This window comes from Streptomyces sp. NPDC101178, from assembly GCF_044767965.1.
In the GTDB taxonomy this organism is placed as follows: domain Bacteria; phylum Actinomycetota; class Actinomycetes; order Streptomycetales; family Streptomycetaceae; genus Streptomyces.
Genome location: NZ_JBIWOZ010000002.1, coordinates 318,121 through 344,399 on the forward strand (window position 1 = coordinate 318,121; position 26,279 = coordinate 344,399).

The following is a 26,279-nucleotide window of genomic DNA, read 5'->3' on the forward strand; positions in this document are numbered from 1 at the left end:
CCCGGCGGTACGGGAGATGGGGCCGAACACGGTGGAGGCGGCCGGAGCACCGGTGGCGCGCCCCGCCGGGGGGGGCGGCGGGGGGGGCGCCCCCCACCACTGTCTAGCCGTTCAGCGGGCAGTACGTGAGCAGCTTCGCCGGGTCCGCCTCGGCGGGAAGCTTCAGCGTGCGGCTGGACGGCGGCCGTACGCCGTGGTCCAGCCAGCGTTCCAGCGCGGTCGCCGCCGACCGGTGGCACGGCACCAGGGGCCGCACCTGGCCCGGGAAGGCGTCGGCGAGCGAGTCCACGTGCGTACCCGCTTCGACGCGGTAGTACCGGTGGAGGTGGCCGCGGCCCTCGCGCTTCACCAACTGCGCGTAGACGTCCGAGCTGCGGGAGATCGGCAGAAGCACGTCGTAGGTGCCGTGGAAGGTGATCAGCGGTTTGCCGATCCGGCCGGTCAGCGCGATCTTCGCGACGGCCTTCCGGACCTCCCTGGGCCGGTCGGCGTAGACGTAGTCGGCGTCGCAGGCCGGGGTCCCGGGCGCGCAGAACGGTGTCCCGGCCTCCGTCGCCCCGTCGTACTCCGGGTCCAGCTCCTCGCGGTAGATGCGCTGGGTGAGGTCCCAGTAGTACTGGTGGTGGAAGGGCCAGAGGAACTCCGAACCGGCCGGGAAGCCCGCGTCCGTCATCGCCCGGTGCGCCCGCCCGGCGCCCGCGCCTCCGGCCGCGTACGCCGGATAGTGCCGGAGCGCCGGCGGCAGGAAGGTGAGCAGGTTCGGTCCCTCGGTGCGCCAGAGCGTGCCTTCCCAGTCCACCCCGCCGTCGTACAGCTCGGGGTGGTTCTCCAGCTGCCAGCGCACCAGGTAGCCGCCGTTGGACATGCCCATCGCCAGGGTGCGGGTGGGCGGGCGGTGGTAGCGGCGGGCGACGACCTGGCGGGCCGCGCGGGTGAGCTGGGTGACGCGGTGGTTGCCTTCGGCCAGCGCGTCGCCGGGGGCCTCGCCGTCGCGGTGGAAGGCGGCGGAGGTCGCGCCCTTGTCGGTGGCGGCGAACGCGTAACCGCCTGCCACCGCCCAGTCACCGAAGGCCCGGTCGTTGGCGTACTGCTCGCGCACGCCGGGCGCGCCGGAGACGACCAGGCCGCCGTTCCAGCGGTCGGGGAGGCGGATGACGAACTGGGAGTCGTGGTTCCAGCCGTGGTTGGTGTTGGTGGTGGAGGAGTCCGGGAAGTATCCGTCGATCTGGATGCCGGGGACGCCGGTGGGGGTGGCCAGCCCTGCCGGGGTGAGGCCCGCCCAGTCGGCGGGGTCGGTGTGGCCGGAGGCGACGGTGCCGGCGGTGGTCAACTCGGTGAGACAGGACAGCTGTTGATGTTCTGCGCCCGGGACCTTGAGCGTGTCGGTACGGGAGCAGAGGGCAGGTCGGGCGGTGTCCGGCGGCAGGGGCGCCGCGGTGGCCGGGGCGGCGGTCCAGGCGGTCAGGGCGGCTGCGGCGAGCGCGGCGGGACGGAGCCATCGGCGGCGCTTGGATGGTGGGTCGACTGGCATGTTCGGGGCCTCCGTCGGGGTGGCGGATCAGGGGCAGGAGTTGGTGGCGATGGTGTAGTGGCCCGGCGGGGACTCCTTGAGCGTGCGGGTCACGAAGGTGTTGTAGAGGCCGAGGTTCTGGCCGGAGCCCTTCGCGTAGGCGTAACCGCCGGTGGTGGTGGCGCGGCCCGCGCGGACGTGCTCGTAGTTGCTCGCGGTCCAGCAGGCGGCGGGCTCGGTGGGCGGGTCCACCGGCGGCTCGGTGGGCGGCTCGGTCGTCGTGCCGTCCAGGCCGAAGAACGTGGTGATCCAGTAGCTGGAGCAGATCGACGCGATGAAGTGCTGGGTGCCGGTGGCGCCGCACTGCTGCGGGCCGGTGCCCGGCGCGACCGGGGTGCCGTGGCCGATGCCGGGCACCTTGTTCACCTCGACGGCGGTCCGGCCGCCTGCCGTGACGTACTCGCTCCTGCGCGTGTTGTTCGGACCGAGCGTGGAGGTGCGGGACGGGGTCTGGCCGAGGCCGTGGACCGCCGTCCACTGGTCGCGCAGCTCGTCGGCGTTCCTCGGTGCGACGGTCGCGTCGTTGTCGCCGTGCCAGATCGCGACCCTCGGCCACGGTCCGGCGTATCCGGGGTGCGCGTCACGTACGGCCTGTGACCAGGCGGCCGGGGTGCGGTCGGCGCCGGGGCTCATGCAGCTGAACGCGGAGACGACGTCGACCCCGCAGCCGTAGGGGATTCCGGCGACGACCGCGCCCGCGGCGAACACCTCCGGGTAGGCGGCGAGCATCACCGCCGTCATCGCCCCGCCCGCCGAGAGGCCGGTGACCTGCGCGCGGGCCGGGTCGGTGCCGTACGCGGTGGTGGCGTGGGCGACCATCTGCCGGATCGAGGCGGCCTCGCCCTGGCCCCGCCGGGTGTCGCCCGGCTGGAACCAGTTGAAGCACTTGTTGGCGTTGTTGGCGGTGGTGGTCTCGGCGTAGACGACCAGGAAGCCGTGCCGGTCGGCGAAGGTGTTCAGCCCGGAGTTGTCGGCGTAGAGCTGCGCGCTCTGGGTGCAGCCGTGCAGCGCGACGACGACGGGCGCCTTGGCGGGGAGGCCGGCGGGGCGGTGGACGTACATGGTGAGGGCGCCGGGGTTGGCGCCGAAGTCGGTGACCCGTTCGAGCGCGGCGGCCGGCGCGACGGCGGCGCGGGCTTCGGCGGCAGGGCTGAGCAGCGCGGCTCCGGTGGCGAGCGTGACCGCGGCGGCGAGCGCGGCGAAGAAGCGGCTCCGGCGGCCTCGCGGCCTGCGTGGTGGTGCCGGATGCGATGGCGTGACGTACGGCAACGTGACCTCCCGTGGGGCGGTGGCACGGGATCGCCCGTGATCCCGTGGCCCCGGTGGCCCGCTCCCGCAGAGCCTCCGAGGTCCGTCACCGTAGGAAGCGCGCGGTGGGCCGGGTAATGGCGGTGGGCGCCACAACCCGGCCCGGAACGCGGCGCCGCCACCCGTTGCGGGAGCACGCGTCCCGCTGCTACAGGCGTACGTCCCGCTGCCGCACGCGTACGTCCGGGCCTACCGTCACCTCCGCGCCCGTGGCCGCCCGGACCTCGTCCACCGTCACGCCGTCCGCCACCTCCCGCAGCACGAACCCCTCGGCGGTGATGTCCAACACCGCGAGATCCGTGATGACTTGGTGCACCACGGCCCGGCCGGTCAGCGGCAGCGTGCACTCCGCCAGCAGCTTCGGCGAACCGTCGCGCGCGGTGTGTTCCGTCACCACGATCACGTGCCGGGCGCCGTGGACGAGGTCCATGGCCCCGCCCATCCCCTTGACCACCTTGCCCGGGATCATCCAGTTCGCCAGGTCGCCGGTGGCGGAGACCTGCATGGCGCCCAGGACCGCGACATCGACGTGGCCGCCCCGGATCATCGCGAAGGAGAGCGCGGAGTCGACGCAGGAGGCGCCGGGCCGCAACGTCACGGTCTCCTTGCCCGCGTTGATCAGGTCGGGCTCCACCCCGGACTCCTGCGGGTACGGGCCGACGCCGAGCAGGCCGTTCTCCGACTGGATCACCACCTCCACGTCCTCGGGCAGGTGGTTCGGGATCAGCGTCGGCAGGCCGATGCCGAGGTTGACGTAACTGCCGTCGGTCAGCTCCCGTGCGGCGCGGGCCGCCAGCTGTTCACGGGTCAGTGCCATCTCACGCCTCCACGCGTACGGTGCGGCGCTCGACGCGCTTCTCGGCGCGCGGGTCACCGGGCTCCACGGGGACGACCCGCTGGACGAAGATTCCGGGCAGATGGATGTCGTCGGGGCCGAGTTCGCCGGGCTCCACCAGCTCCTCCACCTCCGCGATCGTGATACGTCCGGCCATCGCGGCCGGCGGGTTGAAGCTGCGGGCGGAGGAGTGGAAGCGGAGGTTGCCGTGCCGGTCGCCGACAGCGGCCCTGACCAGCGCGAAGTCGGTGGTGATGCCGTGCTCCAGGAGGTGGTCCCGGCCGTCGAAGACCCGCGTCTCCTTGGGCGGTGAGGCGACGGCGACCGAGCCGTCGGCTCCGTACCGCCAGGGCAGTCCGCCCTCCGCGATCCAGGTGCCCGCACCGGCCGGGGTGTAGAAGGCCGGGATGCCGGAGCCGCCGGCCCGCAGCCGTTCCGCCAACGTGCCCTGCGGGACCAGCTCCACCTCCAGCTCACCGTGGAGGTACTGCCGGGCGAACTCCTTGTTCTCCCCGACGTACGAGCTGGTCATCCGGGCGATCAGCCCGGCCCGCAGCAGCAGGCCGAGGCCCCAGTCGTCCACCCCGCAGTTGTTGGACACCACCCGCAGCCCGCCCGCGCCCCGCTCCAGCAGGGCGTGGATCAGCACTCCGGGGATACCGCAGAGGCCGAATCCGCCGACCGCCAGTGATGCTCCGGCCGCCACGTCCGCGACCGCGGCCGCCGGGTCGGCGACCACCTTGTCCACACTCATCCGTCAGCCCTCTCGCCGCATCGACTGCGACGAGACTAGGAACGGAGGACGGCGTACGACGATGGCGTCCGCCCACACTTCGCCACCGGTCCGGGTGGTGGAGGACCACGCGCCGCCTCCGAGCGGCGTACCCCCTACCGCCCGTGCCGCTCCTTCGCCAGCCACGGCCCGAACTCGCTCTCCAGCACCAGCCGCCCGAGCTTGCGGTACTCCTGGAGCACCGCCGTGACGAGCTGGTCCATGGTCAGCGGCGCCCGCGACTCGGCGGCAAGGTAGGCGGCGGTCACCGCGCAGGCCCGGATCGAGCCGCCGGCCAGCTCGAAGCGGTTCGCGCAGAACTCCAGGTCGAGCGCCGGATCGCGCGGGATCGCGGTGCCCAGGCAGCGGTCCCAGAGGGCGAGGCGCTGTTCGGCGTCCGGGATCGGGAACTCCGCGATCACGTCCAGGCGGCGGGTGAACGCCTCGTCCAGGTTGGCCCGGAGGTTGGTCGTGAGCACGGCGATCCCGTCGAAGGACTCCATGCGCTGGAGCAGGTACGCCGACTCCACGTTGGCGTGCTTGTCATGGGCGTCCTTGACCTGCGACCGCTTGCCGAAGATCGCGTCGGCCTCGTCGAAGAGCAGGATGCCGTTGACGTCGGAGGCCTCGACGAAGATCCGTTCCAGGTTCTTCTCGGTCTCGCCGATGTACTTGTCCACCACGGTGGAGAGGTCCACCACGTAGAGCTCCATGCCCAGTTCACGCGCGATCACCTCGGCCGACATGGTCTTGCCGGTGCCGGACTCGCCCGCGAACAGCGCGATGACCCCGCGCCCCCGGCCCCCGCCCGGCCGCATCCCCCACTGGCCGAGCACCTGCTCGCGGTGGCGGGCACGGAGGGCGAGTTCGGTGAGCTGGGTGCGGGTGGCCGGAGGCAGGACCAGGTCGTCCCAGCCGACGGCGGGTTCGATGCGGCGGGCGAGCCGCTCCAGCCCGGCGCCGTTCTGCGCGCGGACCGCCGCGCGCAGGTCGTCCGGGTGGACCGGGCGCCGCTCCAGGAGCGCCAGCCGGGAGGCGACGGTGGCGGCCTTGCGCAGCTGGTCGGAGTCGAGCCGGTAGGAGGCGGTGGCCTCGATGAGGTGGTCGTCGGCGCTCGCCCGCGCGTCCGGCAGCCCGACGGACCTGGCCGCCTCGGCGAGCGCCCGCCGCCACTGGCGTGCCGCGCCCGCCGGGCCCGGCGGCGGGACGGCGACCGGGACCGGGCTGTCCCGGGTCCAGAGCGGGTCCCAGTTCTTCTTTCCGTACGCGATCAGGGGCGTGCCGCTCACCGCCGTACAGAGCGAGGCCAACAGGCGTGCGCCTTCCGGGCGTTCGGGTGCGAGTGCCTCCAGCGGGCCGAGGACGATGCCGCCGTGGGTGAGGCGGGCCTCGGCGGCCAGGGTCCGTACCAGCTCGGCCGTCCGGTCACCGGCCGCGGCGAGGGCCGCGATGTCGACCACGAGCGGGCGGCGGCGCGCGGCGGTGAGCGCCTCGACGGCCAGGCCGGAGGCGTCGCCGCCGCGGTCGAGCAGGTGCACCAGGCCGCTGCCGGTGGCGAGCGCGGCGGCGATGCGGCGGGCCTCGGGACGGCCCTCGGGCCCGGCGGCCGGCAGGGGCACGTGGGCCAGGCCGCGCAGCCGCCCGTCGGGCTCGTCGTCGCCGAGGAGGTGGGCGGTGATGCGGTCGGGCACGAGCAACGTGCGGGAGAGCAGCGGTCGTTCGGGGTCCGTCACCTCCAGCAGGCCGCCTGCGACGAGCGGGGCGGAGGGCTGGAAGCGGAAGCGGCCGGAGCCCGCCGCGGCCAGGCCGCAGAGCTCCAGCGCCAGGCCGATGGCGGGGCGGCGGCGGGTCAGGTCGTCGTTGAGGTAGCCGTAGAGACGCTCGAACCGGGCGTCGACATCGGGTGCCATGGCGACCAGCAGCAGCTCGATGTCCAGCTCCACCAGACCGAATTCGCGGGCCAGTTGGCCGAGCCGGGAGCCAGGCGGGGCCGCCTCCGTGACGTACGTTCCGTCCGGTACGGCCGCGAACGCGTCCCGCGACTCCAGGATCCGGTCCACCGCGTCCGGCGTGAGGTACTGGCCCCGGTACGGATCGTCCGGCTCCGGGTCGGTGGCGCGGCGGGCCGCCACCGCGTGCCGGACCCGCTGCTCGACGCGGGCCAGCCGCTCCCACAGCACCTCGACGTCCACCGTCGGCGGCGCGCTCTCCGTCACACTCGCCGTCATCGCGCCGCACTCCCCCGCCTGCGCCGCCCGGGCGGCAGTTGCCTCTCCCGTTCGGCGGCGAAGCCCTCCGCCACCAGGTCCGCGCCCGCGTTCTCGTACCGCAGACGGCGGCCCGGCTCGTCGGCCGCCGTGCCGTCCACGGCCGGTGCGGCCTTCATGACCAGGCCCTCGGTGACCGGCGGTCCGGTCGGGGCCCGTTCACCGGCGAGCGGGGCGAGGGCACGGAGGTCGATGGCGGCCTTCAGCTCGCCGCCGAGCGCGGACCACACGTCGGAGGCGGACGGCCCGTCGGTGCGCGGGCCCGCCGCCTCCAGCTCCACGGTGAGGCCGAGTTCGGCGAGGCTGCCGGTCAGCATCGCCGCGGGCAGAGTGTCGTGGCGCATCAGGCAGCGCAACACCTCGGAGAGCAGGCGGTGTTCGTCCTGCGGCCGGTTGGTCCAGGCGGTGACCAGATAGGTCAGCTCGAACCAGCGCGGCGGGGTCCGCCGGCCGGTGACCATGCCGTGCTCGTCGTGCTCCTCGGCCGTCCCGGTCCGCCGCCTGCCCGCGTCCTCGCGGATGCCGTGCAGGAAGACGCTGATGGTGGGCGCGTTGCGCCGGACCGACCAGTCCTTCGTCGGCGCGTCGAAGACCAGGTCGACGCCGCTCTCCTGGAGCCCGGCGTCCACCAGCAACAGCCGCAGCCCCTCGTCGACTTCGTGGATCATCGGCGGATCACCTCGTCCGGCGGCGTGATGGTGCCGAGCACCACCAGGAAGTCCGTGGTGACCGGGGAGAAGCCGGGGCCCCTGGCCGTGATGACGCGCGGTCCGGTCTGGTCCTTCGCCAGGATGAGCAGCTGGGCGATGAACGTGCCGTCCGGGTTCGGCAGGGTCGGCGCGGCGGCTGCCGTGATCCCCGGGTCCCAGTCGAGCTTCACGGGCGCGCCGGGCGGGAAGTCCTTGCCGCGCACCGAGGTGACGAAGCCGGGCTTGCCGACGGCCGGGACCGCGATGATCCGGGGCTGGAGGATGCGGAGCGGGATGCGGGAGACGTTGTCGTTCCGGTCCGCGTCCGTGCCGGTGGTGGTGAGCGTCGCCGTGATCCTCGTGCGCAGGGCGCGGTCCGGTGAGAGGACGACGCGTACGACGGTGGAGGCGCCGGGCGCCAGGTCGGGCAGCGCGCACCGCCCTCCCGCGCAGCCTGCCGGGAGCGGGCCGGACGGAATGTTCCCCGGCAGGCCGAGCTGGAGCCGCAGGCCGGTGGCGGTGGCGTTGCGGCCGTTGCGCACGGTGTAGGTGACGACGACCTTGCCGCCGACGTAGCCGGGGCTGGGCTGGGCGCGGACGACGACGCCGGGACCGGCCAGGGGCGCGGGCGGCAGCGGGGCCGGGGGGCGTGGTGCGGGCGGTCGCGGTGCGGGCGGCGGAGGCGGTGCGGGCGCGGTGGTCGGGGGCGCCGGGGTGGGGGTCGGAGGTGTGGGGGTGGGAGGGGTCGGCGTGGGAGGCGTCGGAGTCGGAGGGGTGGGGGTCGGGGTCGGCGGGGGCGCGTCCTGGACGGGGACGAGGGTGCCGGTGGCGTTGTCCGTCGGGTTGGGGTCGAGCACGGTGCCGGTGACGGACCAGCCGATCGGCTGGTCGCCGCGCGTGACGCCGGTCAGCTTGGCCGTGATCTCGACGCTCGCGCCGGGCGGCACGACACCGAGGCCGCACTGCGGCGACGCGGCGCCGCAGGTACCGGCGTCGGTGGTCAGCTCCTCCAGCCGTACGCCGGGCGGAGGATCGGCCGTGAAGACGGTGCCCGGCGACGGCGACGGGCCGTGGTTGACCACCGTGACCTTCACCTCGACGAAGGAGCCGACCTCCACGGTCGGCCCCGTCGGCGGGGCGGTCACGGCGAGGTCGACCGACTGCTGGTAGCTGGGCTCCTTCTGGCGTCCGGCGTGGTCGTTGTCCAGCGGCGTCAGCTCACCCGAGGCGAGGTCCAGGACGGAGAGCTGCTCCATCGAGTTGACCGGCTGTTCCCGGCGGGAGGAGAGCACGAGCCGGCTGCCGTCCGGCGACCAGGCCACATCGCGCGGCTGGAACGGGCCGGTCCCGGTGGTGTCGGGGACCGGCAGTTCGCAGCCGAGCGGGTTGTTCCGCTCGGAGGAGGGCAGCACGACCCGGCAGCCGCCGCCGCTCAGCGGCTTGACGATGACGCCGTTGCGTTCGTTGATCCGGCCGCCGCCGTCCTTGCGGTTGAAGGCCACCGCCGTACCGTCCGGAGAGAACGCCGGGCTGTCGTCGATGACGTCGCAGGCGCCGGGGCAGATGGTGGCGCTGAGGTCCCGCTGCTGGTCGAGCCGGTTCACCGGCACGGTCCAGATGTGCTTGTTGCCGCCGTTGCCGTTGATCACCTGCGTACGGGTGAAGGCGAGGTTGACGCCGTCGGAGGACCAGGTGGGCTGGGCGTCGCCGCCCTGCTGCTGGCCCTCGGGCGGGCGGATCTCGTCGAGGACCGCCCCGGTGGCCACGTCGGCTATGAGGATGCGGGAAGGTCCGGCCGCCTCACCGGTGCCGCCGGGCGAGGTGCGCGTGAACGCCAGTTTCGTACCGTCGGGCGAGAAGGTCGGGTCGGTGTCCCAGTCGCGGTCGCCACGTCCGGCGAGCGGCAGGGCGGCGCCGTTGGTGCCGTCGGCGTCGACCATCCAGATGCGCTGGATGCGTGCCTCGGCCGGCCCCTCGAAGCGGGTCACGACGATGCGGCGGCCGTCGGGCGTGTAGTTCTGCCGCTCGGTCCACGGGTCGAATCCGGCCGCCGGGTTGAAGAGCGGGTCGGCCGCCGGGTCGGTGTTGGTGCGGGCCGCCGGGTCCTCGTTCAGGATGGTGAAGCCGAGGTCGCGCGGGTCCGAGCCGTCCTGGCGTACGTCCTGGAGCGTGACGGTGTTGGCCCTGGCGGCGGTGATCCGGGAGACGATGATCTCTCCCGTACCGCTGTCGCTGCCGGTCCAGGTCGGGGACGCGACGTCGCGGTCCTCTGAGAGCAGCTGCTCCGGCGTCTGCTCGGAGAAGACCGGGCCCCGGTAGACGTGGTCGAAGTCGTCGCAGCCGCAGACGTGGAACGGGCTGAGGAAGAGGACCTCGTCGCCGTTCGGCAGCCAGGAGACCGAGTGGCTGCCCCACTCCGCGTGTCCGCCCGCCAGCAGCGGCCGGTCGGTACCGAGGCCCTCGGTGACCCGCAGCCGGTAGCCCGTCTCCGGGTCGGGGTCGGTGATGTGGGTGTACGCGATCCGGCTGCGGTGCGTGTCGTCGTCCACTGGATTCCAGGACGGGTCCTTGGCGTCGCCGGGCGGGCCGTCGCTGATCCGGCGCTGGTCACCGCCGGCGAAGGCCCGCTCGTAGATCTGCCATCCGCGGGTGGCGTCGCCGTCGCAGGCGTACGCGATCCGGCTGCCGTCCGGCGAGAAGGTCGGGGACTCCTCGTTGTCCGGGGTGTCGGTGAGCCGCCGCAGGTTCGAGCCGTCGACGCCGACCGCCCAGAGGTCGCGCTGCACGGTGCCGCCGGGGCCCGGCTCCGCGGAGTCGAAGACGACCGTACGGAGGTCCGGCGAGAGTTCGGGGTTGCCCGCGTCCCGGTCGGTGGTGAGCCGGCGTACGCTCCCGTCGGCATCGCGCACGTACACCTGCGGCCGCACGCTGTCGCGGAGGCTGGTGAAGACGAGGACGCCGCCGCGCGCGGACGGGTCCTGGTCGTAGTGGGTGGGGCCGGTGGGGCCGAAGAGCGGGTCGGTGGTCTTCTCGCCGTTGGCCCGGCCCAGGCTGCGGTGTTCCGTGCCGGCGAAGGCGATCCGCCCGGCCTGCGCCGGGTCGGCGTCGGCCTCGGCGGCCACCGCCTCGCCCGAACCCTGCGGGGCGGCGGCCGATCCGACCACCAGCAGCGGCGCCAACAGCACCACCGCGCCCGCCAGTCGGCTCCACCGGGCATGCTTCGCCGGGCCAGCAGTGCCGGTCACGGCCCACCTCACAGTCTGTTGATGACGCTCCACCGTCGAGCATCGCGCCCGCGCGGGGCAGGAGGACAGGCCTCAAGTACCCGGACCGGGGGAAGGAGCGGCTGCCCTTTGCGGCTGCCCCTTCCCGCCGGGGAGGCCCGGCTCCGCCGCGAGACTCAGCCCCGCCGGGAGACCCGGCGCGCGGATGTCCCTCCCCGCCCCGGGGCCGGGCGCGCGGTCAGATCAGGCCGTGCCGCATCGCGTACCCCACCGCATGGGCGCGGTTGCGCAGTTCGAGCCGGGTCGCCACCTCGTGCAGCACGTTCTTGACGGTGCGTTCGGAGTACGAGGTCTTCTGCGCGATCTCCGACGTGTCGAAGCCCTCCGACACCAGCCGGATCATCTCCGCCTCCCGGGCCGTGAGCGTGGAGAGGGTGAGTCCGCGCGGGTCCAGGACCGTCCGCTGGAGGCTGCTGACATGGTCCAGGAGCTTGCCGAGCAGATCGCCCGGGAGCACACCCTCGCCGTTGGCCATCGCCTTGACCAGGTGGATCAGCCGGTCCTGGTCGGCCTCGCCGCGTCGCAGCACGGCGGCCACCCCGCACTCGATCATGGTCTGGAGCGCGCCCGACTCGAAGAGGCCGACGACCAGTCCGGTGCGGGTGGATGTGTTGCGCTGAAGGCGGTGCAGGAGCTGGACGGTGGGCTCGTCCACCGTGTCCACCACCACCAGGGAGACCTGGGCCCGGTCCGCCTCGGCCTCCGGTATCAGCTCTATCTCCGGTCGCATCCGCAGCTGGTGGACCATGCCGGTCTGGAGGATCAGGTCCTCCGCGTACACCGCCACGGTGACCCGGCCGCCGCTCCCGGCACCGGGGACGGTGCGGGCGGACCGGGCGGTCCGCCGGTCCGCGCCGGGCCCGCGGTACTGCGCGCGCTCCGCCGTCCCGCTCCTCGCGCCTGCCGTGGTCGCCGCGTCCGCCGGGGGCCCGCTCGTGCCGTCCGCCGTCGTCATCGTGTCTGCCGTGGTCATCGTCATCGCGTCTGCCGTCGTCATCGTCATCGTTCCGCGCCGTCTTCCTCAGGTACTTCCGCCCGATATGCCTGTCACCGCTCCCCACCGCACCGGTCTTCGGCAGGGGGCGCGGGCCCGGGGCGGGGGCGTGGAGCCACCGGTGCGGTGTGCGTCCGGGGCACCGGCCCTGCCCGCTCGTTGCCCTCGCGACCCTGCTGCGCAGCCGCCGGGGCGGCCTACGGTCGCAGGGTGACCACATCTGCCGAACTCGAAATGCCCACGGTGACGGTGTCGCCCGGCGGTACCGCGACGACGACCCTGACCGTGCGCAACGACGGTGACATCGTCGAGGCCTACACCCTCGAAGTCGTCGGCGACTGCGCCGCGTGGAGCACCGTCGAGCCGGCCCGCGTCTCGCTCTATCCGGGCACCTCCGAGACGGTGACCCTCACCTTCGCGCCTCCCCGCTCCCACGAGGTCAAGGCGGGCGAGACCCCGCTGGCCGTCCGCGTCCTGCCCGCCGAGCACCCGGAGTCGGTGGTGGTGCCGGAGGGCACGGTCACCGTCGAGCCGTTCCACCAGCTGCGCACCGAGCTGGAGCCGCGCCGCCGCCGGGGCTGGCTGGGCGCCCGCTTCCGTACCGCCGTGCAGAACCAGGGGAACACCCCGGTCGACGTGGCGTTCACCGGCAAGCAGGCCGGTGAGGAGCTGCGGCTGGGCTTCACGCCGGGTCAGAAGCGGCTGGAGCCCGGCGAGTCGGCCGAGATCCGGCTGAAGGTCCGTGCGGCCAAGGTGATCTGGTTCGGCGAGCCGGTCACCTGGCCGTTCGAGGTGGAGGCGGCGGAGGTCCTCGCGCCGGTGGAGGCGCCGGTCGCGGTGGCCGCCGGGAGCGGGGAGACCGTCCGGCAGGAGACCGTACGTCCGGAGACCGGCGGCGTGGAGGCCGTACGTCCGGAGCCGGTACCCGGTGAGTTCCTCCAGCTGCCCGTGCTGCCCAAGTGGCTGCTCATCGTGCTGGCCGCGCTGCTGGCACTGCTGCTGGCCTGGTTCGCGCTGGTCCGGCCGGCGGTGAAGAGCACCGCGAAGCAGGCGGCGACCGAGGCAGCGCAGGAGGAGGCCGCCCGTGGCGAACAGCAGCAGGGCGCGCCCACGCCGGGCGGCCCGGACGACCCGACGGGAGGCCAGGGACAGGGCACCGGGCCCAACGCGCCGGGCACGCCCGGAGGTACCGGTGGCTCCGGTACGGGACCGGGCACAGGCTCCGGGCCGGGCGGCACGGGCGCCGGGGGCACCGAGCAGAGCTCCGCGACGATCGACGTGGAGTCCCAAGCCGGGGGCGAGGAGACGGGGACGTACCGGGTTCCGGCGGGCAAGGTGTTCGGCATCACGGACATCGTGGTGGCGAACTTCCAGGGCGACGAGGGGGTGCTGACGATCTCCTTCGGAGAGCGGAAGATCACCACCATCGCGCTGGAAACCTTCCGCAACCAGGACTATCACTGGGTCACCCCCATTCAGGTTCCGGAGAACGCCACGGTCACCGCTGCCGTCACCTGCGCCAAGCCCGGCACTCCGGCGACCGGAACACAGGCTTCGGGCTGCCATCAGGTGATTAACGTCAGCGGCGTACTCAGCGACCTCGCACGGTAGGACTACAGCGGAAACGGCGGCGCCGGGCGCCGTGTTCCCCTTTAGACGACGGCACCTGTTCGGCGACGACGACACCTTTCGATGACGACAACAGCAGAAACCAGCCCCCGGAGGAAACCCGGCGTGCCGGGCGATGGCGGATTCATCGTCCCGAATGCGCCAAAGGTCTACACCAATTCGGTCACCCCCGGCACCGACGACCAGGGAAGAATATCCGGTTCCGGCGGGCCGGAGCACGAACGGAGCTGATCAGAGCCGTTCCTGACGGTCCGGGAGGAGAGCTCGGGTGCCCGATCGGAGCGGTCGGGTGCCCGTTTCCGTTGGCGCGAATCGGCCGGAAGAGCACACCTTCTGGGCGCATTCTGGCCGAATCCCGTCAGTCCGCCACGATTCCCGGGCAGCCCCGTACGGGTTTTCGCCCTGCGGCGTTCATCCAGGAAAAGAGATACCGAACACACCTCCTCCAGGAACCGGAATCAGACCTTCCGGTGAATCGCGGAAGACATCCGGAACGACGGCCGGAACAGCGGCCGGAGTGGAAGCACCTCTGTGACCCCTTGTTCTCCTCCGCTTCACCCAGGAGCCTCATCCAGGAGCCGCGGAATACGTCCGGCCCTCCGCGAAATGCGCACGTGACGCGGCCGGTCCGCCGGGGCAGCATTCACCGCCGCCAAGGTGCCCGGGAAGGCAGCGTCATTGCCCCTCGCCCAGGACTTTGAGACCTGGCCCCGGCCACCGCCGCCCGGCAAGACTGACCGGTGAACGAGTGACCATCCCGAAGGAGCGAGCATGCCGACGTACCTCACCCCCGGTGTATACGTGGAGGAGGTGCAGTCCGGAGCACGGCCCATCGAGGGAGTCGGCACCGCGGTCGCAGCCTTCGTCGGCTTCGCCGAGACGGGCCCCTTCCATCAGCCGACGCTGGTGACCAACTGGGACCAGTACGTCCAGACGTTCGGCACCTTCACCGCCGACACCTACCTCACGCACGCCGTCTACGGCTTCTTCGCCAACGGCGGCGGCGCGGCCTACATCGTGCGCATCGGCGGCCCCGCGCAGGGCGCCTCCGCGTCGAGCGGTCCCGGCGCGGTGAGCCAGGCCCCGGCGCCCGTCGCCCTCGGCGGCTTCCTGGTCGCCGCCAAGTCCGGCACGGGCGACGGCCTCTCGGTCGAGATCGCCGACCCCGAGGGCGAGAACCCTCCGGAGGACCGCTTCAAGCTGCTGGTCCGCCAGGCCGGCAAGGTGGTGGAGACGTACGACGTCTCCACCCGCAAGAACGTCAAGGGCTACCTGGTCACCCAGGCCCGCGACTCCCAGCTCATCCAGGTCACCGAGCAGCCCGGCACCGCCCAGAGCCGCCCCGAGAAGCAGACCGTCGCCCTCGCACCGGCCACGCCCGCTCCCGCCACCGGCTCCGGCGTGGCGCGGCTCGACGCGTCCGAGTACGTCGGCGACGCCGCCGCCCGCACCGGTTTCGGCGGCCTGGAGTCGATCGACGAGATCACCATGGTCGCCGTCCCGGACCTGATGAGCGCCTACCAGCGCGGCGAGATCGACGCCGAGGGCGTCAAGACCGTGCAGCTGGCGGTCATCTCGCACTGCGAGCAGATGGGCGACCGGGTCGCCGTCCTGGACACCCCGCCCGGCATGAACGCCCAGCAGGTACGTAACTGGCGTAATGACGAAGCCGGTTACGACTCCCGCTACGCCACCCTGTACTACCCGTGGGTGAAGGTCTTCGACCCGGCGGCCAGCCGCAACTCCCTGGTCCCGCCGAGCGGTCACGTGGCCGGCGTCTGGGCGCGCAGCGACGGTGAGCGCGGAGTCCACAAGGCGCCCGCCAACGAGGTCATACGCGGTGCGGTGGACCTGGAGATCCGGCTCAGCAAGGGCGAGCAGGACCTGCTGAACCCGATCGGCGTCAACTGCGTACGCGCCTTCCCGGGCCGCGGCATCCGCATCTGGGGCGCCCGTACCCTCTCCTCCGACCCGGCCTGGCGCTACCTGAACGTGCGCCGGCTCTTCAACTACCTGGAGGAGTCGATCCTGATCGGCACCCAGTGGGTGGTCTTCGAGCCGAACGACGACCGCCTCTGGTCCAGCATCCGGCGCAACGTCACCGCCTTCCTCACCGAGGAGTGGCGACGCGGCGCGCTGTTCGGCCGCACGGCCGAGGAGGCGTTCTACGTCCGGTGCGACCGGAGCAACAACCCGCAGGAGTCGATCGACCTCGGCCAGGTCGTCTGCGAGATCGGCGTCGCCCCGGTGAAGCCGGCGGAGTTCGTGGTCTTCCGCCTCGCGCAGTTCTCGGACAGCACCAGCCTCATCGACGAGTGACCTCCGCGGTCCTCGTCTCCCCACTTCGCTCATTCAATCGGAACAGGTGACACACAGTCATGGCAGAGGGCGACGCTCTTTCCACCCACGTCTTCGGCGTGCAGCTCGGCGGCTATCTCGTGGAGTCCATCCAGGAGATCAGCGGCCTGACCGTCGAGGAAGAAGTCGTCGAGGTCCGTCAGGTGACCGCCGAGGGCAAGCAGATCATCCGCAAGCAGCCGGGCGCGCGCCAGGCGGGCGAGGTGACGATCACCCGGGGGCTCGACCAGAGCAGCGAGTTCACCACCTGGATCAAGGAGACGCTCAACAACGGGGCCGTCGACACCGCGCGCCAGAACCTCACGATCGAGATCAAGGACTCGACCGGTGAGACCGTCCGCCGCATCCAGCTGATGCAGGGCTGGGCCTCCAAGTGGGAGGGCCCGTCGCTCAAGGCCGGCGAGTCCAGCGCGGCGACCGAGTCGGTGACCATCACCTTCGAGGAGATCGTGGTCGAATGAGGCGCCGGACCGTTTCGCCGGGCAGCGGCCTCGAAGAGGTCCTGGACAACCTCGCCGCGGCGCCCGCCGCACGCGAGGAGGCACCGTCGGCCCGTGCCCCGCAGCGTGAACGTGACTCCCTGCAGACGGAGTTCGCCTTCGAGCTGCCGCGCGGATACGTCGACGACGAGGGCCAGGTGCACCGCCACGGCACCATGCGCCTCGCGACGGCCCGCGACGAGCTGCGCCCGCAGATCGACCTGCGGGTGAAGGAGAACCCGGCGTACCTGTCGGTGGTGCTGCTGAGCCAGGTCATCACCCAGCTCGGCACGGTCACCGACGTACACGTCGGGATCGTGGAGCGGATGTACGCCACGGACGTGGCGTTCCTCCAGGACTTCTACCGCCGGATCAACAGCGAGGGCCACACCCACGCCGCGGTGACCTGCCCGCTCTGCCACGGCTCGTTCGAGGTGGACCTCTCGGGTGGGCGCCTGGGGGAATCGTGACGTACGCGCTTCCCCGGCTGCGGGAGGAGATCGCGTACGTCGCCTACCACTTCCATTGGCAGCGTGAGGACATTCTCGACCTCACCCACGCGGAACGTCAGCAGTGGGTGCGGGAGATAGCGCGGATCAACACCCGCGTCAACGAAGGCGGGTGATCGTGTGGGGTTCGGGAACTGGCTGCGCCGGACGGACCGGGCGGTGCCGGGGCCGGGGCCGGGGCCTGGCGCCGAGGAGGCGGGCTCCACGGGGCCGGCTCCCGAGTCCTCCGGCTCCGGTGCCTCGGGTGCCTCCGACGTCGGCTGGGACGGTGGCTGGCGTCAGGTCGCTCCGCCCGCGGTGACCGTTGCCCGGGCCTCGATCGGAGTGAGCGACGGGCTGCGGTTCCGGTCCCAGCTCGCCTCCTGGCAGAACCCGACGCTCGGCGGCGAACTCGGCCACGCCGTCCTCCCGTCCGCCCCGGTGGGCCTCATCCACGGCGTGACCCGGCCGGGCTCCGCACGTTCCGCCTCGCCCGGCGGCCCGCTGCTGCTGCGGGCGGCCCGGCCGGAGAGCGCGGAGGCGGAGGCGGAGACCGGGACGGCCGCGGTAGCGGGGCGCGCGGGCGGCGCTGTGGCGGCGGGGCGGAGTACGTCGGTCCAGCGGTCGGGCGGTACGCGGAAGTCGGTACGGGAGATGGGGGCGGGGTCCGTCACGCCTGGCTCGGGTCCTGGTGCGGGCGCGGCCGTGAGTCCTGTCGCCGGTCAGGGCTCGGGGCCGGCGCCGGGCTCGGCTGCCATGCCGACGGTGCAGCGGGCCGCGAAGGCCGGTGCGGCGCCGACCTCTTCGGCTCCAGCGACCCCACAGGCTGCCGCCGCCCCACAGGCTGCCGCCGCCCCACAGGCTGCCGCCGCTTCGGCTTCGGCTTCGGCTTCGGCTGTTGAGCGTGCGCGGCCTGCCGCCGTACGTCCTCGGCGTACCGCACCTCCGCTGACCGTCGCCCGCCGTCCGGCCATGCGGCTGCGGCAGATCACCGGACTCCCGCCGGCCGCCGCTGCCACACCCGCCGCACCGGCCACCGCTCCCGACCCCGTCGTTCAGCGGAGCACGGCCACCCGCCAGCAGGCCGAGCCAGCCACCGCCCCCGCGCAGCAGGAGAGCCACGACCGCACACCGGCTCCCGCTCCCGCTCCCGAAGCCGTCCGCCCGGCTCTGGGCAAGCCCCTGCGGGAACTGCCCTCCGGGGCCATCGCCTCCGGCCCGGCAGGGCAAGGACGACCCGTGCCCTCTGCCCCGGGAGGGCAGGAGGCAGCGGCCATGCCGGTACTCCAGCGGCAGACCCCGGAGGCAACGGAGGCGGCCTCACCGGCCGTGGCGCCTTCGCCGGGTAAGGCGCCACGCGACGGTTCCCCGGGGCCGACGCGGCCCGCCGACGCACCCGCCGGCCCCCGCGCCCGTACGCGCGGCGGCATCGGCACGCCTCTCACCTCGCTCCCGTCGACCGCCCGGGTCCAGCGCGACGCGCCGCTCCTCGGTGACCGCCGGCGTACGGGACCGGTTCCGACGGGCACACCGTCCCCGCAGACCACCACACCACCGACCGCCCCGAGTACCACGAGCACCCCGTCGGAGATGCCGGTCCGCTCGGCCCCGGCACCCGCCCAGCCCTCCTCCGTACAACGCGCGGTGGTCGGCGACCGCCCCCGTACCAGCGCCGGTACGGACACGGGCACGCCCGCACCCGGCAACACCGCTCCCCCGGCCCCGGCCCGCATCCGGAACATCGGCCCGAAGCGGGAGGCCGGACGGGCCGCAGCGACGCCCACCGTCCAGCGTTCGCGCACCCTGCTCTCGGGCCGGGACCTGAAGGTGAACACCGGTGCGGCCGAAGGGTTCTCGGCGCCTGTGACGGTGACAGCGGCCGGCGCCACGGCCCGCCCGGTCGTGGCAGCCACCTGGAGCCGCGACGTACAGCGGTCGACACCCGGAGCGACGGCCCCCGGTGCGCCGGGGACCAGCCACACACGAACGGCGAACGCGCGGACCGGCGACGGGCAGCCCGGCAACACACGGACCGGCGGCACGCCGTCCGGGGAGCGCCGGACGTCAGCGGGTGCGACGCCCCGGCGCGACACACCCCGCGCCCGCCCTGCAGAACCCGTCACCGCACCGGCTGCGCCGCACCGGACCCGTACCCCCGGCCCGGCTCCGACGAGGACATCGGCGGCAGCATCGACACCAGCGGTCGACGGCGGCCCGATCCCCGGCGCCACCGTCCAGCGTGCCGTCCACACAGCCCCCGCCCCCCGGCGCACCAGCGGCGAAGGCACCACCGGCGAGACCGCCGACCCGCAAGCCGTCTCCGCCCCCACCGCGAAGGCCACCACAGCGAAGGCCTCCACCGCCCCGGCCAGGAAGGGTTCCACGATCGGCGGCGCGCTCCAACGGCTCGTACAACGCCGTGCGGTTCACGCTCCGGCAACGACCCCGCCGTCACCCCGCCCCACCCACGCCTCCACTCACCACGGCAGCGGGCAACCGACCGTCCGACCGGCGCCCTCTCCCCCGCAGGCCACTCCCTCAACGACTTCAGCGCCGACCAGCCCCTCCGCACCCCCCACGGCCCCAACTCCGGCCCGGGTCCCGGTCGTCCGCCCCCATCCCCCCGTGGCCGCCGCACCCGGAGCCACCGTCGTGCCCGTCCAGCGGATGCCCCTGCCGGTCGTCCCGGATCCCGCGGGCCCCCCGCCCGCAGGCCCGGCGCCCGGCGGCGGCCACGCCCCCCTGGCGGGTCCGCCGGCTCTCTCCGTACGGGTCCCGCCGCGCTCCCACACAGCGACATCCGGCACCACCGGGCAACCCGCCTCACCGGCACAGGCGCTCCAACGCGCCGCCGCCCAAGCCGGCATCACCGGCGTCCCGGTCAAGGCGGTCCCGCCGAAGAGCACGAACAAGAGCACGTACAACGGCACGCACAAGGGCCCGCGGCACGGCACACGGCCAGGCGCACCGAGGCCCGTCCAGCGCGCGGCAGAAGACGGCCCGTCCGGCTTCGCCCCCACCGGCGATTCGCCGACCGGCAACACGGCGGCCCCGGCGAACGAGGCGAACACGGCCGCCCGGATCTCCGGAGCCGAGATCGAGGAGCTGGCCCGCCGCCTCCTCGACCCCGTGAGCCGGCTCATCCGCGCCGACATGCGCCGCGGCCGGGAGCGCGCGGGACGGCTCCACGACGGCCGCCGCTGACAGCACAGCCCGCCCCTCACCACCCCAGCAGTCAGAAGAAGAGAATCGGCATGACGGACAACATCTTCGCCACGAGCGTGTTCTTCAAGCTCGTGATCGGCGGCAGCGACCTCGGGGCCTTCCACACCTGTTCGGGCCTGGGCGCGGAGGTCGAGATGGAGACGTACGCCGAGGGCGGCAACAACGGCTTCACCTGGCACCTGCCCGGACGCATCACCTGGACCAACATCACGCTGACCCGCCCGGTCACCGCCGACACGATGAAGATCGCGCGCTGGCTCAACGAGACGATCCAGCGCGTCGAGCCCAAGGACGGCGAGATCGTCGCGCTGCGGCCGGACCTCAGCCGGATCATCAGCTGGCAGGTGCAGGGCATCGTCCCGGTGCGCTGGCAGGGTCCGTCCTTCGATCCCGCCAACTCCGAGGCGGCGACGGAGACGCTGGAGATCGCGCACGAGGGCCTGGAACCCTCCTGATGCCCGATCACCGCACTCACCAGGAACAGCAGGAACACCAGGAAACCCCGGAAGGAGGAACGCCATGTCACCCGCTCTCCGTGCGAGCCGTGCGCGCGCCCAACTGACCATCATGGAGCCGCCGTCGACCGTCGGCGCCAAGCCGGGTGGCAAACTCGCCCAGCTCACCCTCCAGTTCAACCCGAACAAGCTGTCGCTCAGCAAGAGCACCGAGTGGCGGCGCACTCCGTCCCGGATGGCCGGGCAGTCCGCGCTGCCCGAGTTCGTCGGGAGCGGGCCGCGCTCGCTCTCGCTGGAGGTGTTCCTCGACGCGACCGCCACCCACGACAACTCCGTGGAGAAGGCGGTGGAGCAGTTGATGATCGCCTGTGTGCCCACGCCGACCAGCCTCGCGCGCAAGACGCCCGCGAGCCCGTGGGTGCGGTTCGACTGGGGTACGTCGCGGACGACCTCGTTCGACGGCGTGCTCTCCAACCTCTCCGTCTCGTACACGCTCTTCGACGTGGACGGGAAGCCGCTGCGCGCCACCTGCTCCCTCTCCATCGAGGAGGCGAGCGTCGACCCCGCCGGCCAGAACCCCACCTCGGGTTCGAAGGAGGCGCGGCGGACGCACCGCGTCGTGGCCGGGGACAGCCTGCCGCTGCTGGCCTGGCGCGAGTACGGCGACGCCACCGCCTGGCGGACGATCGCGGACGCCAACAACATCGACAACCCGATGCAGTTGACCCCGGGCAGTGAACTCCTCGTGCCGGGACTGGAAGACCACCTCGCGGAGGGCGCCCGATGACCGCCTCCGCACCGGGGCGTTCGTTCGCCGCCGATCCGATCGTGGAGATCCCCGCCGAACTGCCGCTGGGCTGGGCGGCGCAGCTGGTGAGCTGTGTGGTCGACGAGAACGTCGGGCTGCCGGACACGGCCGTGCTGATGTACCGGGACCCGGACCACGATCTGCTCAGCGAGAGCGGGATCACGCTCGGCACTCCGCTGAAGATCTCCGTCGTCACCGTGCAGGACCGGGTCCGTGAGCGGCTCTTCACCGGTGAGGTCACGGCGATCGAGCTGGACCACGACACCACCGGCACGTTCACCGTGATCCGCGCGCTCTCCAAGGCGCACCGGCTCCAGCGCGGCCGGAAGGTGGTGGCGTACCGGAACATGAAGACGGCGGACATCGTCCGCAAGGTCGCGGCGGGCGCCGGGCTGGCGTGCGGCAAGGTCGAGGCGGCGCCGATCACGTACAAGCAGCTGACCCAGCCCAACGTCTCCGACTGGGAGTTCCTCCAGCACCTGGCGGCCGAGAGCGGGGCGCAGGTGCGGGTGGACGACCAGGGCGTGCTCCAGTTCACCAAGCCGAAGCCCGCCTCCTCCGCGCCCTCGCCCGACACCCGGGCCGCGAAGAACCCGATGGTGCTGGAGTACGGGGACAACCTGCTCGCGCTGCGGGCGGTGGTGACCGGCGCGGACGGGGCCGGGGACGTGGAGGTGCGCGGCTGGAACGTCGACACCAAGACACGGCTCGTGGCGCGGGAGCAGTCCGTGCGCAGCAAGACCGTGACGCCGGGGATGAGCCCGTCGGTGGCGGCCGGCGCGTTCGGCGCGAAGGCCCGCGTGACCGTCGCCGACACCCCGTACCGCACCCAGGCGGAGACCACGGCCGTGGCCGGTGCGGTGGCGGCCCAAGTCAGCTCGGGCTTCGGGGAGATCGAGGCGGTCGCCTTCGGCAATCCGCAACTGCGCGCGGGCGCGCCCGTGGCGCTCGGCAACGTCGGTCCGACCTTCTCCGGCCGCTACACCGCCACCGCCGCCCACCACGTCCTGGAACCGGACGGCGGCTACCGCACCACCGTGATCGTCAGCGCCTCGCCCGACCGCTCCCTGGCCGGGCTGACCGGCGGCGGGGCCCCTTCGCGCGGTCCGCGCATGCCGGGGCTGGCGATCGGCGTGGTCACCGACATCCGCGAAGGCAAGGGCCAACGGGGCTGGGTGCGGCTGAAGTTCCCGTGGCTCGACGACACGTACGTCACCGACTGGGTCCGTACGGTGCAGTGGGGCGGCAACGGCGGCGGCGGGGTGTTCAGCCCCGAGGTCAACGACGAGGTGCTCGTCGGCTTCGAGCAGGGGCTGCTGGACAGTCCGTACGTGCTCGGCGGCCTGTACAACGGCATCGACCGCCCTTCCGAGCACGACGTACCGCTCGTCGACAAGACCAGCGGGAAGGTCAACCGCCGTTCCCTGGTGTCCCGTTCGGGCAACCGGCTGGAGCTGCTGGACACGCCGCGCGGTCCGTCCGGCGTCCGGCTGGCCAGCGGCAACAAGCGGCTCGAAGTGACCCTGGACGAGCGGAAGAACGAGATCGCGCTGACCGTGTTCGCGCCCGGATCAAAGCGCCCGCAGAGCGCCGTGACGCTCTCCTCATCCGGCATCACGCTCGACGCCGGCACGGGCGACGTGGAGGTCAAGGGGCGCTCGGTGACCATCAACGGCAAGACGGGGGTCACCGTGGACGGCGGACTGCTGGCGGTCCTGAAGGCCAGGCTCATCCGCATCAACTGACACCACACGCACCGACGACCTTCCACTTTCCACAGCGAGGAGAACCCCGGCCATGCCCCCCGCAGCCCGCTCGGGCGACAGCACCGCCCACGGCGGCGTCATCGGCACCCCGCCCCCGGGCGCGGTGACCGTCGCCACCGTGCTGATCGGCGGCCGGCCCGCCGCCGTCACCGGGAGCCTGCACGTGTGCGTGGTCCCGCCGCACGCGGCGCTCGGACCGGGCAACGTGCTCCTGCCGAATCCGGCGGCGGCCGTCTCCGGCCCGGTGCTCATCGGTGGGCTGCCCGCCGCCCGGATGGGCGACAAGACCACCTGCGGCGCGGTCGTGCTCACCGGCGCGCCGAACGTCCTGATCGGAGGCCCGATGTGAACGGCGACGGCTACACCGGCACCCTCAGGGGATCCGGCAGCGGCTTCATCGGACGCGGCTGGGGCTTCCCGCTGCGCACCGGCCCGACCGGCGGGATCGCCCTGGTCGAGCGGGACAAGGAGATCGAGGAGGCCATCGGGCTGATCCTCGGTACGGCACCGGGTGAGCGGCCGATGCGGCCGGAGTTCGGCTGCGGCATCCACGACTACGTCTTCGCGCCCGGCGACGGCGCGACCGCCGGGCGGATCGCCCAGGAGGTCCGGACGTCGCTGGAGCGGTGGGAGCCGCGGATCGAGGTGACGGACGTGGTGATCGCGTTCGACGCGATCGAGGAGGGCACGCTCTACATCGACGTCCGCTACACCGTGCGGGCCACCAACGACCTGCGCAACCTGGTCTTCCCCTTCTACACGATCCCCTCGGAAGAGGGCTCGTCCGAAGCGGGTGTGCGCTGATGGTCCTCCCCTCCCCCAACCTGGACGACCGCCGCTTCCAGCAGCTCGTCGACGAGGCCAAGCGGTACGTCCAGCAGCGCTCGCCGGAGTGGACCGACCACAACGTGTCGGACCCCGGGGTGACGCTGATCGAGACGTTCGCGTACATGGTCGACCAGCTGCTGTACCGGCTGAACCGGGTGCCCGACAAGAACTACGCGGCCTTCCTGGACCTGCTCGGCGTGACCCTGTTCCCGCCGACGGTGGCCCGCGCCGAGGTGGACTTCTGGCTCTCCGCGCCGCAGCCGGAGACCGTGCACCTGGTCGCCGGCACGGAGGTGGCGACCGCGCGCGGCGAGACGGAGGAGCCGGTGGTGTTCACCACCTCCGAGGAGCTGCCGATCGTGCCGAGCGAGCTGGTCCGGCTGGTCACCGCGCCGAAGACCGGCGACCAGACCGACCGGACCGGGCCGCTCGGCGCAGGCAAGGACATCCCGTGCTTCTCGCCGCGCCCGGAGCCGGGCGACGCGATGCTGTTCGGGCTGCCCGCCGCCGTACCGCGCTGCATCGTCGCCGTACGCCTGGACAGCCGGGTGGAGGGCGTCGGCGTCGACCCGCGGCAGCCGCCGCTGGTGTGGGAGGCGTGGGACGGGGCGCGGTGGGTGGAGTGCGCGACCGGTGACGACACCACCGGCGGGCTCAACCGGCCCGGCGAGGTCATCGTGTTCGTCCCGGCCGGGCACACCGCGTCCGTGGTCGCCGGTACCCGCGCCGGGTGGCTGCGCTGCCGGGTGACACCGGCCGAGCCGGGCCAGCCGTTCTACTCCGAGTCGCCGACGATCCGCGAGGCCGAGGTGTTCACGGTCGGCGGGACGGCGGCGGTGGAGCACGCGGAGACGGTGTACGACGTACCGCTCGGGACCTCGGAGGGCGTGGCCGGGCAGCGGTTCTCGGTGAGCCGGGTGCCGCTGCTGATGGACGGCGACCCGCCGGTGGTCCAGGTGTCGACCGCGGAGGGCTGGCAGGTGTGGACGCCGGTGGAGCACTTCGGCGCCTCCGCGCCCGGTGACCGGCACGTGCGGATCGACGCGGTCTCCGGTGAGTTCGCGTTCCCGCCGGAGGTACGGGCCGAGGACGGCACGATGCGCGCGTACGGCGCGGTCCCGGCGAAGGGCGCCCAGCTCCGCGTACCGCGTTACCGCACGGGCGGCGGGTCGGCCGGGAACGTGGCCCGCGGTGCGATCTCGGTGCTGCGCAGCTCGGTCCCGTACGTCGCGGGCGTCGGCAACCGGGAGGCGGCGACCGGAGGCGTCGACGGCGAGACCGTCGAGAACGCCAAGGTGCGCGCGCCCAACATCCTGCGCGTGCAGGAGCGGGCCGTCACCGCGCGGGACCACGAGGTCATCGCCCGCGAGGCGGCGCCGTCGCTGCGCCGGGTGCGGTGTCTGCCGGCGGTGGCGGGTGAGGCTGGTGCGGTCAAAGTGCTGGTGGTGCCGGACGCGGTGCCGGACGAGGGCGGCCAGCTGCGGTTCGAGCAGCTGATCCCGTCGGACCAGGTGCTGGCGGCGGTCGCGGAACGGCTGGACGAGCGCCGCCTGGTCGGCACCCGGCTGGTCGTGGAGCCGCCCGCCTACCAGGGCGTCACGGTGGTGGCCCGGCTGGTCGCGGCCCCGGGGGATGTGGACCGGGTGCGCGCGGAGGCGCTGGAGGCCCTTTTCCGGCTGATCGACCCGCTGCGGGGCGGTGCGGACGGTACGGGGTGGCCGTTCGGGCGGCCGGTGCAGTACGGGGAGGTGTTCGCCGTGCTCCAAGGGGTGCGGGGCGCCGGTCTGGTGGAGGAGGTCCGGCTGTTCCCGGCGGACCCGATCAGCGGGCGGCGCGGCGGTGCGGTGGACCGGATCGACGTGGCGCCGGGCGCGCTGGTCTTCTCGCACCAGCACCAGGTGATCGTCACGGCGAACGGGCCGGGTGAGGGCGTATGAGCCGGGCCGCCGTACCCGGGCTGCCGAGCCGCTACCCGATCGGCGAGCTGCTGCCCGCCCTGTACGCCGACGACGACCTGGCCCAGCGCTTCACGGCGGGCCTGGACACGGTCCTGGCGCCGGTCCTGTCCACCCTGGACAACCTCCCGGCCTACTTCGACCCGGTTCTCGCCCCCGCCGACTTCCTGCCGTGGCTGGCGACCTGGGTGGGCGCGGGCATCGACCCCGACTGGCCGCCGGAGCTGCAACGGGCCGTGGTGGCCCGCGCGGTGGAGCTGCACCGGTGGCGCTCCACCCGGCGCGGCCTGGTCGACCACCTCCGCCTCTGCTTCGGGGTCCACGCGGAGGTGCGGGACGGCGGGGGCGTGGCGTGGTCGGACCGCCCGGGTACGGAGCTCCCTCCGCCCCCGACCGGCGAACTGCTGGTCCGTGTCTGGCCGGTGGCCCCCGGAGCCACGGTGGACGAGAACCGGCTCCTGGACGTGGTGACGGCCTCATGCCCGGTCCACCTCACCTGCCGGGTGGAGATCCTGCCGGGCCCGCCGGAAACAGCACCTGACGTGACACCCGTAGAGACAGGAGACTGA

The 26,279-nt window shown here is 73.2% G+C and carries 21 protein-coding genes; 13 read left to right on the plus strand and 8 right to left on the minus strand.

Annotated features, from left to right (window positions below; genetic code table 11):
* Positions 1–103: 103 nt before the first annotated feature.
* From ACIRR8_RS05555 to ACIRR8_RS05590, 8 genes are all read right to left on the minus strand, one after another.
* Positions 104–1,531 (minus strand): 3-hydroxybutyrate oligomer hydrolase family protein, encoded by a 1,428-nt coding sequence (locus ACIRR8_RS05555; RefSeq protein WP_404059315.1) that lies wholly within the window; start codon positions 1,529–1,531, stop codon positions 104–106.
* A gap of 27 nt (positions 1,532–1,558) precedes the next feature.
* Positions 1,559–2,839, minus strand: a complete 1,281-nt coding sequence (locus ACIRR8_RS05560; RefSeq protein ID WP_404059317.1) for an alpha/beta hydrolase family esterase — start codon at positions 2,837–2,839, stop codon at positions 1,559–1,561.
* 187 nt (positions 2,840–3,026) lie between these two features.
* Complete coding sequence (locus ACIRR8_RS05565) at positions 3,027–3,695, minus strand: CoA transferase subunit B (RefSeq protein WP_404059320.1); 669 nt, start codon at positions 3,693–3,695, stop codon at positions 3,027–3,029.
* A 1-nt stretch (position 3,696) separates the two neighbouring features.
* On the minus strand, positions 3,697–4,467 hold the full coding sequence (locus tag ACIRR8_RS05570) for a CoA transferase subunit A (RefSeq protein ID WP_404059323.1): 771 nt from the start codon (positions 4,465–4,467) through the stop codon (positions 3,697–3,699).
* A gap of 134 nt (positions 4,468–4,601) precedes the next feature.
* Entirely contained in the window at positions 4,602–6,713 is a 2,112-nt protein-coding gene (locus tag ACIRR8_RS05575; RefSeq protein ID WP_404059326.1) for an ATP-binding protein, read from the minus strand.
* Entirely contained in the window at positions 6,710–7,420 is a 711-nt protein-coding gene (locus ACIRR8_RS05580) for a DUF4255 domain-containing protein (RefSeq protein ID WP_404059329.1), read from the minus strand. The genes ACIRR8_RS05575 and ACIRR8_RS05580 overlap by 4 nt, the downstream gene beginning before the upstream one ends.
* Positions 7,417–10,686: a hypothetical protein gene (locus tag ACIRR8_RS05585; RefSeq protein WP_404059332.1), complete on the minus strand. Its 3,270-nt coding sequence runs from the start codon at positions 10,684–10,686 to the stop codon at positions 7,417–7,419. The genes ACIRR8_RS05580 and ACIRR8_RS05585 overlap by 4 nt, the downstream gene beginning before the upstream one ends.
* 217 nt (positions 10,687–10,903) lie before the next feature.
* Complete coding sequence (locus tag ACIRR8_RS05590) at positions 10,904–11,680, minus strand: response regulator transcription factor (RefSeq protein WP_404060675.1); 777 nt, start codon at positions 11,678–11,680, stop codon at positions 10,904–10,906.
* Between the two features lie 273 nt (positions 11,681–11,953).
* Here ACIRR8_RS05590 and ACIRR8_RS05595 point away from each other — a divergent pair, with 273 nt between their 5' ends.
* The 13 genes from ACIRR8_RS05595 to ACIRR8_RS05655 all read left to right on the plus strand — a co-directional run bounded on the left by ACIRR8_RS05595 (position 11,954) and on the right by ACIRR8_RS05655 (position 26,279).
* Positions 11,954–13,330: a hydrolytic protein gene (locus ACIRR8_RS05595; protein ID WP_404060677.1), complete on the plus strand. Its 1,377-nt coding sequence runs from the start codon at positions 11,954–11,956 to the stop codon at positions 13,328–13,330.
* Positions 13,331–14,119: 789 nt separating this feature from the next.
* The gene (locus tag ACIRR8_RS05600; protein WP_404059334.1) at positions 14,120–15,667 is read left to right on the plus strand and encodes a phage tail sheath family protein; all 1,548 of its coding nucleotides are present in this window, start codon (positions 14,120–14,122) and stop codon (positions 15,665–15,667) included.
* Positions 15,668–15,726: 59 nt separating this feature from the next.
* Positions 15,727–16,167 (plus strand): phage tail protein, encoded by a 441-nt coding sequence (locus tag ACIRR8_RS05605; protein WP_404059337.1) that lies wholly within the window; start codon positions 15,727–15,729, stop codon positions 16,165–16,167.
* Positions 16,164–16,655 (plus strand): hypothetical protein, encoded by a 492-nt coding sequence (locus ACIRR8_RS05610; RefSeq protein ID WP_404059340.1) that lies wholly within the window; start codon positions 16,164–16,166, stop codon positions 16,653–16,655. Before ACIRR8_RS05605 ends, ACIRR8_RS05610 begins: the two co-directional genes overlap by 4 nt.
* Positions 16,652–16,810, plus strand: coding sequence for a DUF6760 family protein (locus ACIRR8_RS05615; protein WP_018492281.1), 159 nt, complete (start codon positions 16,652–16,654; stop codon positions 16,808–16,810). The genes ACIRR8_RS05610 and ACIRR8_RS05615 overlap by 4 nt, the downstream gene beginning before the upstream one ends.
* Positions 16,811–16,814: 4 nt before the next feature.
* A complete protein-coding gene (locus tag ACIRR8_RS05620) occupies positions 16,815–19,877 on the plus strand; it encodes a hypothetical protein (protein WP_404059343.1) in 3,063 nt (1,020 codons plus the stop codon).
* Between the two features lie 50 nt (positions 19,878–19,927).
* Positions 19,928–20,353 carry a phage tail protein gene (locus ACIRR8_RS05625; protein ID WP_404059346.1) on the plus strand — a complete coding sequence of 142 codons (426 nt, stop codon included), beginning with the start codon at positions 19,928–19,930 and terminating at the stop codon, positions 20,351–20,353.
* Positions 20,354–20,417: 64 nt separating this feature from the next.
* The gene (locus tag ACIRR8_RS05630; protein ID WP_404059348.1) at positions 20,418–21,140 is read left to right on the plus strand and encodes a LysM peptidoglycan-binding domain-containing protein; all 723 of its coding nucleotides are present in this window, start codon (positions 20,418–20,420) and stop codon (positions 21,138–21,140) included.
* Complete coding sequence (locus ACIRR8_RS05635) at positions 21,137–22,906, plus strand: VgrG-related protein (RefSeq protein WP_404059351.1); 1,770 nt, start codon at positions 21,137–21,139, stop codon at positions 22,904–22,906. The genes ACIRR8_RS05630 and ACIRR8_RS05635 overlap by 4 nt, the downstream gene beginning before the upstream one ends.
* 52 nt (positions 22,907–22,958) lie before the next feature.
* A complete protein-coding gene (locus ACIRR8_RS05640) occupies positions 22,959–23,276 on the plus strand; it encodes a PAAR domain-containing protein (RefSeq protein ID WP_404059353.1) in 318 nt (105 codons plus the stop codon).
* Positions 23,273–23,731, plus strand: a complete 459-nt coding sequence (locus ACIRR8_RS05645; RefSeq protein ID WP_404059355.1) for a GPW/gp25 family protein — start codon at positions 23,273–23,275, stop codon at positions 23,729–23,731. Before ACIRR8_RS05640 ends, ACIRR8_RS05645 begins: the two co-directional genes overlap by 4 nt.
* Entirely contained in the window at positions 23,731–25,692 is a 1,962-nt protein-coding gene (locus tag ACIRR8_RS05650; protein WP_404059358.1) for a putative baseplate assembly protein, read from the plus strand. Before ACIRR8_RS05645 ends, ACIRR8_RS05650 begins: the two co-directional genes overlap by 1 nt.
* Positions 25,689–26,279 carry a phage tail protein gene (locus ACIRR8_RS05655; RefSeq protein ID WP_404059360.1) on the plus strand — a complete coding sequence of 197 codons (591 nt, stop codon included), beginning with the start codon at positions 25,689–25,691 and terminating at the stop codon, positions 26,277–26,279. The genes ACIRR8_RS05650 and ACIRR8_RS05655 overlap by 4 nt, the downstream gene beginning before the upstream one ends.

Coding starts and splice junctions, on each gene's coding strand:
- ACIRR8_RS05565 (WP_404059320.1), bottom strand. CDS start 3,695: ATGGCACTGACCCGTGAACAGCTGGCGGCCCGCGCCGCACGGGAGCTG.
- ACIRR8_RS05600 (WP_404059334.1), top strand. CDS start 14,120: ATGCCGACGTACCTCACCCCCGGTGTATACGTGGAGGAGGTGCAGTCC.
- ACIRR8_RS05605 (WP_404059337.1), top strand. CDS start 15,727: ATGGCAGAGGGCGACGCTCTTTCCACCCACGTCTTCGGCGTGCAGCTC.
- ACIRR8_RS05590 (WP_404060675.1), bottom strand. CDS start 11,680: ATGACGACGGCGGACGGCACGAGCGGGCCCCCGGCGGACGCGGCGACC.
- ACIRR8_RS05610 (WP_404059340.1), top strand. CDS start 16,164: ATGAGGCGCCGGACCGTTTCGCCGGGCAGCGGCCTCGAAGAGGTCCTG.
- ACIRR8_RS05650 (WP_404059358.1), top strand. CDS start 23,731: ATGGTCCTCCCCTCCCCCAACCTGGACGACCGCCGCTTCCAGCAGCTC.
- ACIRR8_RS05655 (WP_404059360.1), top strand. CDS start 25,689: ATGAGCCGGGCCGCCGTACCCGGGCTGCCGAGCCGCTACCCGATCGGC.
- ACIRR8_RS05575 (WP_404059326.1), bottom strand. CDS start 6,713: ATGACGGCGAGTGTGACGGAGAGCGCGCCGCCGACGGTGGACGTCGAG.
- ACIRR8_RS05580 (WP_404059329.1), bottom strand. CDS start 7,420: ATGATCCACGAAGTCGACGAGGGGCTGCGGCTGTTGCTGGTGGACGCC.
- ACIRR8_RS05625 (WP_404059346.1), top strand. CDS start 19,928: ATGACGGACAACATCTTCGCCACGAGCGTGTTCTTCAAGCTCGTGATC.
- ACIRR8_RS05635 (WP_404059351.1), top strand. CDS start 21,137: ATGACCGCCTCCGCACCGGGGCGTTCGTTCGCCGCCGATCCGATCGTG.
- ACIRR8_RS05555 (WP_404059315.1), bottom strand. CDS start 1,531: ATGCCAGTCGACCCACCATCCAAGCGCCGCCGATGGCTCCGTCCCGCC.
- ACIRR8_RS05570 (WP_404059323.1), bottom strand. CDS start 4,467: ATGAGTGTGGACAAGGTGGTCGCCGACCCGGCGGCCGCGGTCGCGGAC.
- ACIRR8_RS05640 (WP_404059353.1), top strand. CDS start 22,959: ATGCCCCCCGCAGCCCGCTCGGGCGACAGCACCGCCCACGGCGGCGTC.
- ACIRR8_RS05595 (WP_404060677.1), top strand. CDS start 11,954: ATGCCCACGGTGACGGTGTCGCCCGGCGGTACCGCGACGACGACCCTG.
- ACIRR8_RS05630 (WP_404059348.1), top strand. CDS start 20,418: ATGTCACCCGCTCTCCGTGCGAGCCGTGCGCGCGCCCAACTGACCATC.